The organism is Bacillus sp. FJAT-27001, from assembly GCF_019039175.1.
GTDB classification, from domain to species: domain Bacteria; phylum Bacillota; class Bacilli; order Bacillales; family Bacillaceae; genus Bacillus; species Bacillus velezensis.
In genome coordinates, this window is sequence record NZ_JAHOAA010000004.1 from 96,981 (window position 1) to 113,079 (window position 16,099).

The 16,099-nt window shown below is 46.8% G+C and carries 18 protein-coding genes; 14 read left to right on the forward strand and 4 right to left on the reverse strand.

What is annotated here, in order from left to right:
- Positions 1-225 precede the first annotated feature (225 nt).
- The 7 genes from ant(6) (at position 226) to BGM27_RS14660 (ending at position 4,042) form a co-directional block, all read left to right on the forward strand.
- The gene (ant(6), locus tag BGM27_RS14630) at positions 226-1,095 is read left to right on the forward strand and encodes an aminoglycoside 6-adenylyltransferase (RefSeq protein ID WP_007408932.1); all 870 of its coding nucleotides are present in this window, start codon (positions 226-228) and stop codon (positions 1,093-1,095) included.
- Positions 1,096-1,228: 133 nt separating this feature from the next.
- Positions 1,229-1,477 (forward strand): spore coat-associated protein CotJA, encoded by a 249-nt coding sequence (cotJA, locus tag BGM27_RS14635; RefSeq protein ID WP_007408933.1) that lies wholly within the window; start codon positions 1,229-1,231, stop codon positions 1,475-1,477.
- Complete coding sequence (gene cotJB, locus BGM27_RS14640) at positions 1,461-1,724, forward strand: spore coat protein CotJB (RefSeq protein WP_007408934.1); 264 nt, start codon at positions 1,461-1,463, stop codon at positions 1,722-1,724. The genes cotJA and cotJB overlap by 17 nt, the downstream gene beginning before the upstream one ends.
- Before the next feature lie 14 nt (positions 1,725-1,738).
- Positions 1,739-2,308 carry a spore coat protein CotJC gene (gene cotJC / locus BGM27_RS14645; RefSeq protein WP_003155700.1) on the forward strand — a complete coding sequence of 190 codons (570 nt, stop codon included), beginning with the start codon at positions 1,739-1,741 and terminating at the stop codon, positions 2,306-2,308.
- Between the two features lie 88 nt (positions 2,309-2,396).
- The gene (locus BGM27_RS14650) at positions 2,397-2,930 is read left to right on the forward strand and encodes a GNAT family N-acetyltransferase (RefSeq protein WP_007408935.1); all 534 of its coding nucleotides are present in this window, start codon (positions 2,397-2,399) and stop codon (positions 2,928-2,930) included.
- A gap of 30 nt (positions 2,931-2,960) precedes the next feature.
- Positions 2,961-3,239 carry a YesK-like family protein gene (locus tag BGM27_RS14655; RefSeq protein ID WP_007408936.1) on the forward strand — a complete coding sequence of 93 codons (279 nt, stop codon included), beginning with the start codon at positions 2,961-2,963 and terminating at the stop codon, positions 3,237-3,239.
- Between the two features lie 113 nt (positions 3,240-3,352).
- Positions 3,353-4,042 (forward strand): YetF domain-containing protein, encoded by a 690-nt coding sequence (locus BGM27_RS14660; RefSeq protein ID WP_020953931.1) that lies wholly within the window; start codon positions 3,353-3,355, stop codon positions 4,040-4,042.
- A gap of 32 nt (positions 4,043-4,074) precedes the next feature.
- On the opposite strand, the gene hmoA is transcribed toward BGM27_RS14660, so the two are convergent.
- Both hmoA and BGM27_RS14670 read right to left on the reverse strand, forming a co-directional pair.
- Positions 4,075-4,401, reverse strand: a complete 327-nt coding sequence (gene hmoA, locus BGM27_RS14665; RefSeq protein ID WP_003155696.1) for a heme-degrading oxygenase HmoA — start codon at positions 4,399-4,401, stop codon at positions 4,075-4,077.
- Between the two features lie 84 nt (positions 4,402-4,485).
- Entirely contained in the window at positions 4,486-4,848 is a 363-nt protein-coding gene (locus BGM27_RS14670) for a VOC family protein (protein WP_007408938.1), read from the reverse strand.
- Between the two features lie 161 nt (positions 4,849-5,009).
- On the opposite strand from BGM27_RS14670, the gene BGM27_RS14675 reads away from it, so the two are divergent.
- The 4 genes from BGM27_RS14675 to BGM27_RS14690 all read left to right on the forward strand — a co-directional run bounded on the left by BGM27_RS14675 (position 5,010) and on the right by BGM27_RS14690 (position 7,433).
- The gene (locus BGM27_RS14675; protein WP_007408939.1) at positions 5,010-5,876 is read left to right on the forward strand and encodes an STAS domain-containing protein; all 867 of its coding nucleotides are present in this window, start codon (positions 5,010-5,012) and stop codon (positions 5,874-5,876) included.
- Positions 5,877-6,191: 315 nt separating this feature from the next.
- Positions 6,192-6,365, forward strand: a complete 174-nt coding sequence (locus BGM27_RS14680) for a YezD family protein (protein WP_003155693.1) — start codon at positions 6,192-6,194, stop codon at positions 6,363-6,365.
- A gap of 29 nt (positions 6,366-6,394) precedes the next feature.
- Positions 6,395-6,697, forward strand: coding sequence for an FMN riboswitch-binding regulator RibR (gene ribR / locus BGM27_RS14685; RefSeq protein WP_007408940.1), 303 nt, complete (start codon positions 6,395-6,397; stop codon positions 6,695-6,697).
- A 91-nt stretch (positions 6,698-6,788) separates the two neighbouring features.
- Complete coding sequence (locus BGM27_RS14690; RefSeq protein WP_007408941.1) at positions 6,789-7,433, forward strand: Bax inhibitor-1/YccA family protein; 645 nt, start codon at positions 6,789-6,791, stop codon at positions 7,431-7,433.
- Positions 7,434-7,471: 38 nt separating this feature from the next.
- Here the strand turns inward: BGM27_RS14690 and BGM27_RS14695 are convergent, their stop codons facing one another.
- Positions 7,472-7,984 (reverse strand): MarR family winged helix-turn-helix transcriptional regulator, encoded by a 513-nt coding sequence (locus tag BGM27_RS14695; RefSeq protein ID WP_007408942.1) that lies wholly within the window; start codon positions 7,982-7,984, stop codon positions 7,472-7,474.
- 150 nt (positions 7,985-8,134) lie between these two features.
- Between BGM27_RS14695 and BGM27_RS14700 the strand changes: the two genes are divergently transcribed.
- On the forward strand, positions 8,135-9,256 hold the full coding sequence (locus BGM27_RS14700) for an FAD-dependent oxidoreductase (protein ID WP_007408943.1): 1,122 nt from the start codon (positions 8,135-8,137) through the stop codon (positions 9,254-9,256).
- Between the two features lie 36 nt (positions 9,257-9,292).
- Here the strand turns inward: BGM27_RS14700 and BGM27_RS14705 are convergent, their stop codons facing one another.
- Entirely contained in the window at positions 9,293-10,363 is a 1,071-nt protein-coding gene (locus tag BGM27_RS14705; protein ID WP_007408944.1) for a DUF3900 domain-containing protein, read from the reverse strand.
- Between the two features lie 164 nt (positions 10,364-10,527).
- Between BGM27_RS14705 and BGM27_RS14710 the strand changes: the two genes are divergently transcribed.
- Positions 10,528-13,710 carry a bifunctional cytochrome P450/NADPH--P450 reductase gene (locus tag BGM27_RS14710; RefSeq protein WP_041482288.1) on the forward strand — a complete coding sequence of 1,061 codons (3,183 nt, stop codon included), beginning with the start codon at positions 10,528-10,530 and terminating at the stop codon, positions 13,708-13,710.
- Between the two features lie 427 nt (positions 13,711-14,137).
- On the forward strand, positions 14,138-16,066 hold the full coding sequence (gene ltaS, locus BGM27_RS14715) for a lipoteichoic acid synthase (protein ID WP_003155677.1): 1,929 nt from the start codon (positions 14,138-14,140) through the stop codon (positions 16,064-16,066).
- Positions 16,067-16,099 lie beyond the last annotated feature (33 nt).

Sequence of the window (16,099 nt, forward strand, 5' to 3'; positions counted from 1 at the left end):
CCCGTTCTATCATCATCATCATCATCATCGGGACAGCCAATATATCTGACCATTCGGGAAAAGCACTCTTGGAACAGCAAGAGTGCTCTTCTCATGTTCTTGCAGCTGTGTTACGATTGGAGCAAAATCATCAAGTACATAGGACTTTTCTGTAAATCATGAGCAAGTTGTTTATAAACTGAAAAGCATGATCTGTAAAAATCTCTTTATCGGGAGGTTTTCCATGTGAGAAGTGAAGGCGAAATGATGAAATTGATTCTTGATATTGCGATGAAGGACGAGAGAATCCGTCTTGTCACTTTAGAGGGATCAAGAACCAATAAAAATGTACCGAGAGACAAATTTCAAGACTATGATATTTCTTATTTTGTGACCGATATGGACTCTTTCACATCTGACGAAAGCTGGCTGGATCAGTTTGGCGAAAGAATGATGATGCAAAAACCTGAAGATATGGAACTTTTCCCTCCGGAACTCGGAGACTGGTTCTCCTATCTAATGCTTTTTAAAGATCATCATAAAATCGACTTAACTTTGATCCCTCTGAGTCAAACAGAGGCTTATTTTACACAGAGTGATGGTTTGGCGGAAATATTATTAGACAAGGATGACCGAATCAACAGTAAGATTATTGCGAGTGATGAACAATATCATATAAAGAAACCGACCCCCAGAGAGTTTGATGATTGCTGCAATGAATTTTGGATGGTTTCAACCTATGTTATTAAAGGATTAATGCGTAAAGAAATACTGTTTGCGCTGGATCATATGAATGACATTTTAAGGCCTAATGTTTTGCGTATGATTGCGTGGAATATCGGGATAGAGAATCAGTTTTCATTAAGTGTAGGGAAGAATTATAAGTATATTCAACATTACATGAATGCGAAAGATTGGGAAATTCTGCTGAATACTTATGTCGGCAATACTTATGAAGGCGTGTGGAAGGCATTGTTTGACTGCCAGGGTCTCTTTAGAGCATATTCAAAGTCAGTGGCTGTTTTATTGAGATATGAATATCCTGAATATGATCAACAAATTACGGAATATACATTGAAACATTATCAGCGCTTTCAATCAGATTTTTCATTATGATTTTTTTACTTCAAATTCCAGATGAGTTACATTGAGTCCGTTTTTAACGGGCTTTTTTATTTTCTTACAGGGCATAAATGCCGATACGGATTCATACCTATTAAGGTCATGTGTTTAGGAAAGGAGGATCGTAATGAAAGAAAATCAGCCGTTTACACCGGTCAAATCCTATAAACCCTTCCACAGCCGGTTTGATCCCTGCCCGCCGATCGGGAGAAAATACTTCAGAACGCCGCCGCATCTTTATATGCGGTTTCAGCCGTATCACTTAGAGCAGTTTTCTCCGATGGAGGCATTGAGAAAAGGGACCCTTTGGAAGGATCTTTACGATTTCTATGATAATCCTTATCGGGGGGGAATCGAATATGGCGAAAAAGATTGATGATGAATATTATCGGCTGCTGGAGCAAATTCAGGCGGCGGACTTTGTCTTGGTGGAGCTGACGCTTTATCTGGATACGCATCCCCATGACCGTCTCGCGCTTCAGCAGTTTCATGAATATTCCCGGTACTCAAGACAGCTTAGAAAGCGGTTTGAGCCTGAGTACGGACCGCTTCTGCAATTCGGCGTGAGTCAGGTCGGCGCTCAATGGGACTGGGGCCGCGGTCCTTGGCCATGGCAAGTATAAGGAGGGATCTGTAAATGTGGGTATATGAAAAAAAGCTGCAGTATCCGGTTAAAGTCAGTACATGCAACCCGATGCTGGCTAAGTTTCTCATTGAACAATACGGCGGGGCGGACGGCGAATTGGCCGCAGCGCTCCGGTACTTAAACCAGCGCTACACGATTCCTGACAAGGTGATCGGCCTGCTGACGGATATCGGCACGGAGGAGTTTGCGCATTTAGAAATGATTGCGACGATGATTTATAAGCTGACAAAAGATGCGACCCCGGAGCAGCTGCGTGATGCAGGGCTCAGTGATCATTACGTCAACCATGACAGCGCGCTGTTTTATCACAATGCGGCCGGAGTTCCGTTCACAGCGTCTTACATACAGGCGAAGGGAGATCCGATCGCTGATTTATATGAGGATATTGCGGCTGAAGAAAAGGCGAGAGCGACGTATCAATGGATTATTGATATTTCCGATGATCCTGACCTGAATGATTCACTCCGTTTTCTGCGTGAGCGTGAAATCGTCCACTCTATGCGTTTCAGGGAAGCGGTTGAGATTTTAAAAGAAGAACGTGATAAGAAGAAAATTTTTTAAACGGCCCTCAAACACGACGGCTGTTTTTTTCCTTTCTGCGTTTGGTCTATAATGAAGGTGTCGAATATTCTGATTACAGGAGGATTTTATGACACCTTTTACGATTACGGAGGAGAAGGCGGGGGCATTCCGGGTCACCTCCGCCCGGAAAGATGATGCAAAAGAGGTCATGGATCTGCTCGTGCAAGCGGCAGAATGGCTTCGCGATAAAGGGTCGAACCAGTGGAGCGGCCTTCTGCAAGGGGAAGATACCCACAATATGCGGGAGGCGATCGCCCAAGGGTATGTTTTTTTATTCAGGCAGAATGAAGAGCTGGCCGGCGTCGTCATGCTGCTTCCCGAAGCAAGCGGGTGGGACAGACGTCTTTGGGGCGATGAAGGACATGAGGAGTCCGTATATCTCCACCGGCTGGCGATTAACAGGCGGTTTGCAGGGGCGGGGCTCGGCCGGACAATCATGACTTGGGCGGAAACGGGTGTGTCTTGTCCGGGAAAAACGAAAATCCGGCTCGATTGCGTGTCCGAAAACAAGGCGCTTCAGTCGTTTTACAGCGGAATGGGGTACGAATCAAAAGGACCCGCGCCGGGTTATCATTTGTTTGAAAAAAAGGTGAGCAAATAAAAAGCTACTCATGACGGAGGTGCAAAAGACATGGGGTTTTTTTTTCTGATCTGTCTGGCCGCATTTTGTCTTAACTTTGCCGTATCGGCTGTGCTCCGCAAGAAATGGCCGAAAAAGATGTGGCCTGAGTGCCTTTTGGCGGTGCTGGGCCTGACTGCTTTCGGTACGGTTGTTTACAGCATTTTCGGTGTCGGCGGCTGGGAAGGAATGGGCTTGGGGCTTGCCGCGATGTTTGCGGGTTCCGGAGCGGCTGCCGGTTATGCCGCTGAGGTGTGCTTACGGGTCGTCAGATCGAATCAAAAACAGTAAGCAGAAGTGAAAAAACGCGGCCTCGGCTGCGTTTTTTTGTGTGTTGCCGGCCGCTGTATAGAAAACAGGCGAATGTCCATAATGGTAATGACTTTTAAGAAGAAGGTGCGAATATGGGACATTTACTTACAGTGGCTTGGGAGTTAGTATGCGGTTTGGGTATTTTATTTGTGATTTTAAAATTGCTTGGAAAAACTCAATTCTCGCAAATTACGCCGTTTGATTTTATTTCCGCGCTCATCCTCGGCGAACTGGTCGGAAATGCGGTGTATGATAAAGGCGTCAGGATTTTTGAAATCATTTTTGCCTCTCTGTTATGGGGGGTTTTAATTTATCTCATCGAACTGATTACGCAGAAAGTAAAAAGCTCCAGAAAGCTGTTGGAAGGCGAGCCGAGTATTATCATACATAAAGGAAAACTGAAATATGATGTGCTGAAAAAGAATAAGCTGGACATTAATCAATTGCAAAGCCTTCTCAGACAGGCGAATTGCTTTTCCATACAGGAAGCGGAGTACGCGATTTTAGAAACAAACGGGATGGTCAGTGTCCTGCCGAAATTTCAATATGACACGACGAAAAACGGCGACATGCAAATAAAGCCGAAGCAGGTCTCTTTGCCGGTCACGCTGATTATTGACGGCGAAGTGCTGTATGAAAATCTGAAAGAAGCCGGGCTGGAAGAAAAGCAGCTGAATCAGGAGCTGAAAAAGCTGAACATCAAAAAAACGGAGGATGTGCTGTATGCGGAATGGAAGCCCGATAAACCGCTGTTTGTCCTGCCGTATGAGGAGAAAAAATAAAAAGAGCATTGCCCTGGGGCAAATGCTCTTTATTATTTTTCATGTACGCCTGTTTTAACGGCTCTGACATGATACATACCGACATCCGTCCCAAGCATATAATCAGGTTTCGGCTTGCCTTGGTTTGCTTTGTGGGCCGCGATGTGGTCTTCGCTTTTTTCCCATTGTTTCCAATGGTCTTCTGACTCCCAGCGGATTAACACGACGACTTCTTCATCACCGCGGCGGACTTTTTTTTCCAGGACCGTTACGTCTATCAAACCTTCCTGCTTTTCAATCACGCCTTCTGAACTGAAGCGTTCGATTACTTTGTCGGCATGTCCTTCTTTTACGGTCATTTTTCTGATTTGCACGAACATCTGGCAACTCTCCAATCCTTTTCACGCTTTATCCAACATTTTAAATGAAAATGATTCTCACAGTCAATTGAGATGCCTGACGGCTTACGATTTCAGGAGAAAGACATGACCATCCTCATCTTTAAATTGCACGAAGCTGCCCCATTCCATTTGTTTCGGTTCATCTAAAAAGGTGATGCCGTTCTTTTTCATCTGTTCGTATGCGGCAAAGACATCTTCACACTCAAATACGATAGAAGCCTTCATATGCTCGGCCCCTTTCATCATTGATTTCGGATAAATCACCAAATGAGTGGCGGCTCCTTTGGGCGCTACCTCAAGCCAGAAGGCGCCCGGTCCCATCGGATGCTCGGCGACGGTTTCAAACCCCGCTTTTTCCGTCCAGAATGTTTTCGCTTTTTGCTGATCATCAGTGTATACGGCAACTGTCGCGATTTTTTTGATCATCATACTGACCTCCTGTTTCATTTCTTTTATAGTGTATCCTCCTGCCGAAAAAAGCAATCAAAAGCTTTAATGTGCAGGCTTTTTTTAATTTCTCTAGTACGATCGGCGATTCCGATTTATAATTTAGACAAAAGTACATATTCTTGAAAGAGGAGACGGCAGTGAACAAAGACCAATTACTTCATGATTATATTATTACACATTCGGCAGAGCTGACGGAAAAATGGCTCAAGCTGAGACGGAAGCTGAGAGGGCGTTTTTATTCTGCGGATCAATTAAGTGAGGAAATGAAACGGCTGCTGATCGAGCAGCATACCTTTACAAACACGGTCATCGCAAGCGCTTTTTTGGAAGATCCGGCCGTTTTTCAGCATAACAAAGAAAAATGGGCCGCACAGGTAGCGAAAAGCAGAGTGGAGCAAGACGCGGAGGTTCATGAGGTCGTTGAGGCGATCGGCAATTCAAGAACCGTCTTTTGGGAGGCGGTCACCCGTTTTATGGATGAGCATCAGGACATCGTAACAAACGAGGATGCCCGCCGCTGGAATCACCTTGTCAACGGCTCGTTTGATCAGCTGATGACGGATTTTACTGAACAGTTTCAGAAATTAATGATCGCGAGGCTGTCATCTCAGCAGGAGCTTATTTCCGAATTGAGCTGTCCGGTTATTTTGATCGCGGATACGATCGGCACTCTGCCGCTCATCGGATCGATTGATACGAGACGGGCACGCGTGATTTTGGAGTCGGTGCCGGAAAACTGTGTCGCCAAACGGATCACAAACCTTGTGATTGATCTGTCCGGTGTGCCCATTGTCGATACGATGGTGGCGCAGCAATTGTATATGCTGTCGAAAACGTTATTTCTCCTCGGCATCAGAACCGTGTTTTCCGGCATTCGGCCTGATGTGGCACAGACTTCTATCCAATTGGGGCTTGATTTTTCAGAGTATCAAACTTACGGCTCCCTGGAGCAGGCGCTCGCCAGCATGGGTGTCACATGTGTGATCGAGGAAGCAAAAGCATAGAAAAAAGGGTGCTCCGTCCAGAGGCGGGGCGCTTTTTTTGTCAGCGGAAAACAATGTAAATATGTCGGAACTTGAAGATTGCGTTCTTAAAAACAGCTATATGACGCCTTGGGAGTCGATTTCGGGATGACACGGTTTAAATCAAAGCGAAGGAAGTGACAGTTTTCGCAAAGAAAACATATCCAAAAATTGTGTAAATGTTATTGATTTCTGAATGAAAACATAATAGTATAATTATATATTTCTTATCAGAATAGTATGAATTAAAACACTCATTGTCAAAAGACGAACGGCTAGACATAAAGGGGGAGCATGATGACGTCCAAAGGAAACGTAGATCCGCATGTGATCGAAAAGATTATCAGCGCGCTGGAAACGCTCGATTTCGGGACAGTTCAGATTACGGTTCATAATTCCCAAGTGACACAAATTGATAAGGTGGAGAAATATCGATTTTCCCTGAAGAGCAAAGAAGTAAAACAATCTTAAAAAACAGCCAATGACAGGAGGCGGTACATATGAAGCATTCAACTGTTCCTTTCCGGGAGAGCCGGTATCTGCACCTGCCCGAAGTGCGCTTTCTGCATTGGTGCACGAAGCAATACGGCATTAACAAAGGCGTGCTCAATACAATTGACGGCTGGTTTTATGATGCGGGCGTCATTCCGATTCCCGTCAGGCGTCTTTATGTGCTGGCATTTCTCGATTTCGCGAAAACGCCGGGGCAGAAGGGGAATATCCGATTCGGGCACGGCGGATTGACGAAAAAACTGCATGATTTCATGGATATGCAGGAGTGCGCAGCAAAACGTCAGGCCTGACATCCTTAAAATCTTCTTAAAATCATGCAAATTTCTCCCATTTTATTTATAATAGACCTATCAAGATCATTTTTTTGGGAGGACTTTTGACATGCAAACTGCTGCTTATGAGAGCAAACAATCTATTATGCAGCGCATTATAACGGTATTTGTGTTTACACTGTTAGTTGCGACAATCGGCCTGTATACGGGCCAGTTCATTCCGCCGGCATTGATGCTGCCGCTGTCGGTCTTAGAGGTCGTCATGATCATCGCCGCGTTTTGGCTGCGCCGAAAAAAAGCCGTCGGATATGTGTTTGTCTTTTCATTCGCTTTCATTTCCGGAATGACGCTGTTTCCGATCATCAGCCATTATGCGTCCGCAGCGGGGGCCTATGTCGTATTGGAGGCATTCGGTTCTTCGTTTGTGATTTTTGCGGTGCTCGGCACGATCGGCGCTAAGACGAAAAAGGACTTGTCGTTTTTATGGTCCTTCTTGCTTGTCGCTGTCATCGCGCTTCTCGCAGTGGGGATCTTTAATATTTTCAGCCCGCTGAATTCCGCCGCCATGATGGCGTATTCCGTCATCGGGACGATTGTGTTTTCAATGTACATCTTATACGATCTGAACCAGATCAAGCACCGGGACATCACGGCTGACCTGATTCCTTTGATGGCATTGACGCTTTATATCGACTTTATTAACCTGTTTATCAACCTGCTACGGTTTTTCGGAATTTTAAACAGTGATGATTAACCGCGCGAAAAAGGCGCCCTGCTGAGAGGGGCGCCTTTTTATGTTCTGCCGCCGGAAAACAGCAGAAGCTTATCAAATAATACTTCAAGCATTTTTGTCAATTCCGCTTTTTGTTCAGCGGTGAAGCTTTCCATGACTCCTGAAATGTTGGAGAAGTGGCCGGGAAGAAACAGCATCAGCTTTTCTTTTCCTTCTTTTGTGAGTTCGATGCTGATTTTTCGTCTGTCGCCGGTATGCCGGCTGCGGTTTACAAAGCCGTCCCGTGCGAGTCCGTCGATCAATCCGGTGATGGTCGCTTTGGTGACGTTGGATTTTTTCGCCAGCTCTGTCGGACTCAGGCTGTGTCCGGGTGCGTCAAACAGAAACATTAAAATTTTGAATTTCCCTTCGGACAATCCGTGACTTGAGAAATAATGCTCCATGACCTGATTCATTTTTTTAGACATATCAAATAACGTCAAAAATGTTTTCAATGATTCAGCATCCATATCGGCGTAAATCTCAGCGCGTCCGGCAATCTGCGAGTAATCCGGCAAATGTCTCAACTCCATTTTTGTAAGCCTCCGTACCATTTTAGTGATTCAAAGTATAAGCTTGCCGGATTCAAAAGGCAACTTATAAAGATTGACAGTTTTTCAGCCTATATAGTAAGGTGGCTAATAGTTAATAAGTGATAAATAAATAGAGAAGGCGGTATCGTGATGAACCATGAAGTGAAAAAGATCATCATAGCGGGCGGAGGGATCGGCGGCCTGTCCGCAGCGATTTCTCTCGGCAGAGCGGGTTTTGAAGTGACCCTTTGCGAGGCGGCGTCCGGCATGCGAAAAAGCGGAGCGGGCATTCTCCAGCCTCAAAATGCGCTGCGGGTGCTTCGGGAAATCGGTGTGTATGATGAATGCTGTCAACACGGCTTTCAAACGGAATGGCTGAAGCAGCATGATGAAAACGGAACGCTGCAGTTTAAAGTGAGTGAGGCGTTTTTAGATGATTCATTGCCGGGGCGGAATAATATATTGCGGCAAACGTTAAACGATATCCTCAAAAAGCATGCTGAAGCGGCGGGGGTCACGATTCTGCTCGGTAAAAAAGTCGTGTCTTACGAAGAAACGGCAGATGAAATAACGGTGCATTGTGCAGACGGAACCATGATGACGGCTGACATTCTCGCCGGCTTTGACGGCATCCGCTCCGCTGTCCGCGATCAAATGCTGCAAAGAGAAGTGAAAACAGAGTATCTCGGCATGGGAGCGCACAGATTTTACATTTCTTTTCCCGAGCCGATATTTCATGATTCGACACTGATGTATAAAAAAGGGCAGACGCAGGTCGGAGTCGTGCCGCTCTCTGAAAAAACAGGATACGTATTTATCATCCGGCCGTATGACGCTGACTTCAGGGATGACGAGGACACGCGTTTTGAACGGGTGAAAGACTTGCTGCGCGGAATTCCGGGAGTGAAGTTTGTGACAGAGAATATGTCAAAGGAATATCCCGTTTTGTTTCATAAGATTGAGCAGATGGCGGTCAAAGAACCGTGGCACAGAGGCCGCGTCGTTCTGGGCGGGGATGCCGTCCATGCAGGAGCGCCGACATTGGCGCAGGGAGCGGCGATGGCGATTGAAGACGCGATTGTGCTTAGTGAAGAACTGCAAAAACACGAAAACCATGAAACTGCATGTCAAGCATACTTCGAAAGACGGGCGGAGCGGGCATTACAGGTGCAGAATCTCTCATCTGAAATCGTCCGCCGCGAGATAAAGGGAACGCCCGGCGTCCAAGACATCATCAGTGAATGCTATCGATTGCTCAAAGAGCCTTATTAAATAAAGAAAGTCCAGAACATGGCGTCTGGACTTTTGTCAGTCTTGTTCAGATTTATTCCGTATCCGTTCAATCACCTCATGCAGCCCCTCAGGCTTGTGAAACTCCACCGGCGAACTGCCTTTTTCAAACGAGATCGTCTCCGCCTCAATGAGCGCGACATAGCGCCCGTTCACTTTTGCGAGATGGATGGATTCGCCGAAATCAGCCAGTAATCCTTTAATCTCTGTTTCTCCGACTTTCATTTTCAGCTCGGCTTCCGGCGTGTGTTCAATGATCTGCGCGGATGCCTCGATGACTTGATGGGTGTCGAGGCGCTCCTGAATTTCCCGCTTTTCACTCGCTTCCCAAATTTCAATGTCGTGCTCAAACTGCTGAAGCTCTTCGCTGTTTTCTTCAAAAGTTTCATACACGTGTTCCTGCACCATGTTCATGACTTGGTTTTTCATGATTTCCGGCATCGATTCGCCGTATTCGACAAATTTGAGAAAATCTTCGAAATAACGGGCGTGCGAGGCCTGGTGGATTTTCAGCTCATGCTCTTCCGTCATGCCTTCTTCCGGCATATACGGATATTGAATGCTTTTCATGTTTTTTGTCGTGATGGCCATTTCGACCTTTTTAATGAGAGACGAGGCGTCTGAGATGCGGGCGACCTTCGGCTCGAAATCGCATTTCATCATAAAGACGAATTTGTCTTCAAAATACTTGCGCGGAACGGCCGATGCCACGATAAAAACACCGCCGCGCACAGCGCTCGTGTCAAGGTAAGTGCGGACGAACTGCTCGCTTGCTTCGATAAATGCTTCCTTCGTATCCGCAAGTCTGGCGCGGTTGAAAAGGTTGTAATTCGGATTTGAATCAAGCTCATGGCCCGGCTCCGTGATAAAATGGCCGATTTTTGTTGGGACTTGCTCGGATTGCGGATGCCGTTCGGCTTTCCGTTTGACGATTTTCTTCAATTCCCCGTCAAGAAAATCCTTCAGCTCGCTTTCTTCAAATTCTTCCGTGTCAAGGGTCTGGAAATGTTTGAACTGTTTGTTTGCCTGTTCATCTTTTCCTTCCACTTGAATGACATAAAACGATAAAAACTTGATTTCAAAATCCATATGTGAACTCACCTTATTTCTGTATTTGACAAGCCTCTCCAGTATAGAAAAAACCGTTATCGATCGTCAATCCGATGATTGATCCGTGACGGCGGATAATCGGCCGGTGAAAAGGGCAATGTAGTTGGAAGGAACGCATCAATGTGTTAGAAAGGGTGTTATTCATGAAGGAAACAGGTCCGATTCCGCAGCCGAAGACATTCGGCCCGCTCGGCAATCTTCCTTTGCTTGATAAAGACAAGCCTACAATGTCGCTGATCAAACTGGCAAACGAGCAGGGGCCTATTTTTCAGCTGCATACCCCGGCGGGCGCCATTATCGTCGTGTCCGGCCATGAACTGGTGAAAGAGGTTTGTGATGAAGAACGGTTCGATAAAAGCATTGAAGGAGCTTTGGAGAAAGTCCGGGCGTTTTCCGGTGACGGGCTGTTTACAAGCTGGACGCATGAGCCTAACTGGCGAAAGGCGCATAATATTCTGATGCCGACCTTCAGCCAGCGCGCGATGAAAGATTATCATTCGATGATGACTGATATCGCGGTGCAGCTGATTCAAAAATGGGCTAGGCTCAACCCGGATGAGGCCGTTGATGTGCCTGCTGATATGACCCGCCTGACGCTCGATACGATCGGGCTTTGCGGCTTTAACTATCGGTTTAACAGCTATTATAGGGAAACGCCTCATCCGTTTATCAACAGCATGGTGCGCGCCCTTGATGAAGCGATGCACCAAATGCAGCGCCTTGATGTTCAGGATAAGCTTATGATCAGGACGAAGCGCCAATTTCATCATGACATTCAGGCGATGTTTTCGTTAGTAGACAGTATTATCGCAGAGCGCCGGTCAGGCGGCCGGGATGAAAAGGATCTGCTGGCCAGAATGCTGAATGTGGAAGACCCGGAAACGGGCGAAAAACTTGATGATGAAAATATCCGGTTTCAAATCATCACGTTTTTAATTGCCGGCCATGAAACGACAAGCGGCCTGCTTTCCTTTGCCATCTACTTTCTGCTGAAACATCCCCGTGTTTTGGAAAAAGCCTATGAAGAAGCCGATCGGGTTTTGACCGATCCCGTTCCTTCATATAAACAAGTGCTGGATCTGACTTATATCCGAATGATTTTGCAGGAGTCATTGCGTTTATGGCCGACCGCGCCTGCGTTCAGCCTTTATGCGAAAGAGGATACGGTGATCGGCGGGAAATATCCGATCACGCCGAAAGACAGAATTTCCGTCTTAATTCCCCAGCTTCACCGTGATAAAGACGCGTGGGGAGACAATGCGGAGGAATTTTATCCGGAGCGGTTTGAACATCCTGATCAAGTGCCTCACCATGCGTATAAGCCGTTCGGAAACGGTCAGAGGGCGTGTATCGGTATGCAGTTCGCCCTGCATGAAGCAACTCTTGTTCTGGGGATGATTCTGCAGCATTTTACCTTTATCGATCACACCGATTATGAGCTCGATATTAAACAGACACTGACGATCAAGCCCGGCGACTTTCATATCCGGGTGCGGCCGAGAAACAAAGAAGCCGTTGCGGCTGCTCTCCCGGCGGCTGAAAAAGCGGCGGAAGACGTCGAAAAAGAAAAACGGGAAACAAAAGGCGCATCCATTATCGGGCTTGATAACCGACCGCTTCTGATTCTGTACGGATCAGATACGGGAACCGCAGAAGGCGTGGCGCGGGAGCTTGCCGATACTGCCGGGATGCACGGCGTCCGGACTGAAACGGCGCCTTTAAATGACCGGATCGGAAAACTGCCGAAAGAAGGAGCTCTCTTGATCATTACGTCCTCTTATAACGGAAAGCCTCCGAGCAACGCGGGACAATTCGTTCAATGGCTTGAAGAAGTCAAACCCGGGGAACTGGAAGGCGTCCGATATGCCGTCTTCGGCTGCGGTGATCATAACTGGGCGGCGACATATCAGGCTGTACCGAGGCTTATTGATGAGAAGCTTGCCGAAAAAGGGGCGGAACGCTTTTCCTCCCGAGGCGAGGGGGACGTCAGCGGCGATTTTGAAGGAAAGCTTGATGAATGGAAAAAAAGCATGTGGACGGACGCCATGAAGGCATTCGGTCTCAAGCTGAATGAAAATGCCGAAAAAGAGCGAAGTGCGCTGGGCCTTCAATTTGTCAGCGGGCTTGGCGGGTCTCCTTTGGCACAGACGTATGAAGCGGTTTACGCATCCGTTGCGGAAAACAGGGAACTTCAGGCGCCGGAAAGCGGCCGGAGCACAAGGCATATCGAAATCACTCTGCCGAAAGAGGCTGCCTATCATGAAGGGGATCATCTCGGCGTGCTGCCGGTAAACAGCAAAGAGCAGGTCAGCCGTGTTCTCCGCCGGTTCAATCTGAACGGGAATGATCAAGTGCTGCTGACAGCCAGCGGACAGAGCGCGGCTCATCTCCCGCTCGATCGGCCGGTCAGGCTGCATGATCTTCTGAGCAGCTGTGTCGAATTGCAGGAAGCGGCATCAAGGGCTCAAATCCGGGAAATGGCCGCTTATACGGTCTGCCCGCCGCACAAACGGGAATTGGAAGATTTTCTTGAGGAGGGCGTCTATCAGGAGCAAATCTTAACATCGCGCGTCTCGATGCTCGATCTCCTTGAAAAATATGAAGCGTGTGAACTTCCGTTTGAGCGATTTCTGGAGCTTTTGCGCCCGTTGAAGCCGCGGTATTATTCGATTTCAAGTTCGCCCCGGAAACATCCCGGGCAGGCTTCAATTACCGTCGGCGTCGTTCGCGGCCCCGCCCGGAGCGGTTTGGGTGAGTATCGCGGAGTCGCTTCGAATTATTTAGCGGACCGCGGCCCTGAGGATGGTATCGTGATGTTTGTCCGCACTCCGGAAACACGATTCCGGCTGCCGGAAGATCCGGAAAAACCGATTATTATGGTCGGTCCCGGCACAGGAGTCGCCCCGTTCCGCGGATTTCTGCAGGCCCGGGCGGCGTTAAAAAAAGAAGGAAAAGAGCTGGGGGAGGCTCATCTGTATTTCGGATGCAGAAACGATCATGATTTTATTTACCGTGACGAGCTTGAAGCTTATGAAAAAGACGGAATCGTGACGCTTCATACGGCTTTCTCCCGCAAAGAAGGCGTACCGAAAACGTATGTGCAGCACTTAATGGCGAAAGACGCCGGCGCTTTAATTTCCATCCTCGGCCGGGGAGGGCACCTCTACGTATGCGGCGACGGCAGCAAAATGGCGCCCGATGTAGAGGCAACGCTGCAAAAAGCGTATCAGTCGGTCCACGAAACAGACGAACGGCAAGCGCAAGAATGGCTTTTGGACCTCCAGACAAAAGGCATTTACGCAAAAGATGTTTGGGCGGGGATTTGAGCGATTTGATGAAAAGGACTGGATGACTCCAGTCCTTTTTTTACATCAGCCAAAAAAACCTTCAAGTTTTTCAGCCCCTTTGCATACAATAACTTCAGCCCGCCTGTTGGGCGGCTTCCTTTGATATTCATTTTTCGTTTTTAGAAGTTTGTGTTATTCTTATATTTGGTATCTCCTATTTTCAGACCGGGTCTGATACGGTACCTTTTAATGCCAGAAAAAAATGTGAAACGAAGAACGGATATCCTGCGTCTAATGGCTGGCGGGATAAGATGTTCAATGGGCATGACACGAATGATAAATATATCGTTTTTTTTAAATGGTGTGTTTATGGGGCTGTGTGATGCTTTCGTTTTGCTCGGAAAGCAGGAATTGAAGCAAAAAGTAAGAATACAGATTTAAAGTGTTTAGGAAAGTAGAGGTTGCCATGAAGAAATTATTTTCTTACAGACTTAGTTTTTTTGTACTGGCTATTATTTTGTTTTGGGCCAAAACGTATTTAGCCTATCATGCTGAATTCAACCTTGGGGTGAAGGGTCCGACGCAGCAGTTTCTGCTTGTGATCAATCCGTTCTCAAGCGCCATTTTCTTTTTAGGACTGGCATTGTTTGCGAAAGGCCGCAAATCAGCGATTATCATGGTGATTATTGATTTCATCATGACGTTTATTTTGTATGCAAATATCCTATTCTATCGATTCTTCGATGATTTCTTGACATTCCCTAACTTAAAGCAATCCGGTAATGTGGGAAATATGGGAGACGGCATCTTCAGCATTATGTCCGGCCATGATATTTTATACTTTGTTGATATTATTATTTTAATCGCGCTTCTGGTGTGGAGACGTGAGCTGAAGGAATTCAAGCTGAAAAAACGGTATACGTCATTAATTATCGTGACGGGTATTGTTTTGTTCTTCGTGAACCTGGCGATTGCCGAAGAGGACCGCCCGGAGCTGCTGACAAGAACGTTTGACCGCAATTACATTGTAAAATACTTAGGCCTTTATAATTACACGATTTATGACGGCGTACAGACGGCGCAGACGGAATCACAGCGGGCATATGCCAGCAGCGATGACCTGACGAGCGTTGAAAACTACACATCGTCGCATTATGCGAAGCCGAACGCCGAGTATTTCGGCAAGGCCAAAGGCAAAAACATTATTAAGATTCACTTGGAAAGTTTCCAATCGTTTTTGATCAACTACAAACTTGACGGAAAAGAAGTCACGCCGTTCCTGAATAAACTCGCCCGCGGCGGAGAGGACATGACGTACTTTGATAACTTTTTCCACCAAACGGGCCAAGGTAAAACATCTGACGCCGAGCTGATGATGGATAACAGCCTGTTCGGACTGCCTGAAGGGTCAGCCTTCGTGACAAAAGGGGAAAACACGTATCAATCGCTTCCTGCCATCCTTGACCAAAGTGAGGGCTATACAAGCGCCGTTTTACACGGTGACTACAAATCATTCTGGAACCGTGACCAGATTTACAAACATATCGGCTACGATAAATTCTTTGACGCCAGCACATACGATATGTCTGATGACAACCTTGTCAATATGGGACTGAAGGATAAACCATTCTTCAAAGAATCCATTCCGAAGCTTCAATCGCTGAAACAGCCGTTCTACGCGCATTTGCTCACGCTGACGAACCATTATCCGTTTACGCTTGATGAAAAAGACGCAACGATCGAAAAAGCGAAAACGGGCGACGCGACTGTAGATGACTATTTCCAGACGGCGCGTTATCTCGACGAGGCGCTTGAACAGTTCTTTAAAGATCTGAAGTCATCCGGTTTATATGACAACTCGGTGATTATGCTTTACGGAGACCATTACGGAATCTCTGAAAACCATAACCGCGCGATGAAAGAAATTCTCGGCAAAGAAATTACGCCTTATCAAAACGCGCAGAATCAGCGTGTGCCGCTTATGCTTCGCATCCCCGGCAAAAAAGGCGGGGTGAACCATACGTACGGCGGTGAAATGGACGTTGTGCCGACGATCCTTCACTTGGAAGGCATCGATTCTAAGAAATATATTAATTTCGGCACCGATCTCTTCTCGAAAGACCATGATGATACGGTGACGTTCCGTAACGGAGATTACGTCACGCCGAAATATACTTCCATCTCCAATGTCGTATACGATACGAAGACAGGAAAAGAACTGAAAGGCAATCAGGAAACGAAAAACCTGAAAGCCAGAGTCACAGAGCAGCTGAAGCTGTCTGACAGCGTGATGTACAAAGACTTGCTCAGATTCCACAAATTGAGCGACTTTACGCCGGTTGATCCGTCTAAATATCATTACGGCAAAGAAAAGCTGAATCAGGATAATAAATAATAGAAAGAGCCTTACGGAATTTCCGTAAGGCTC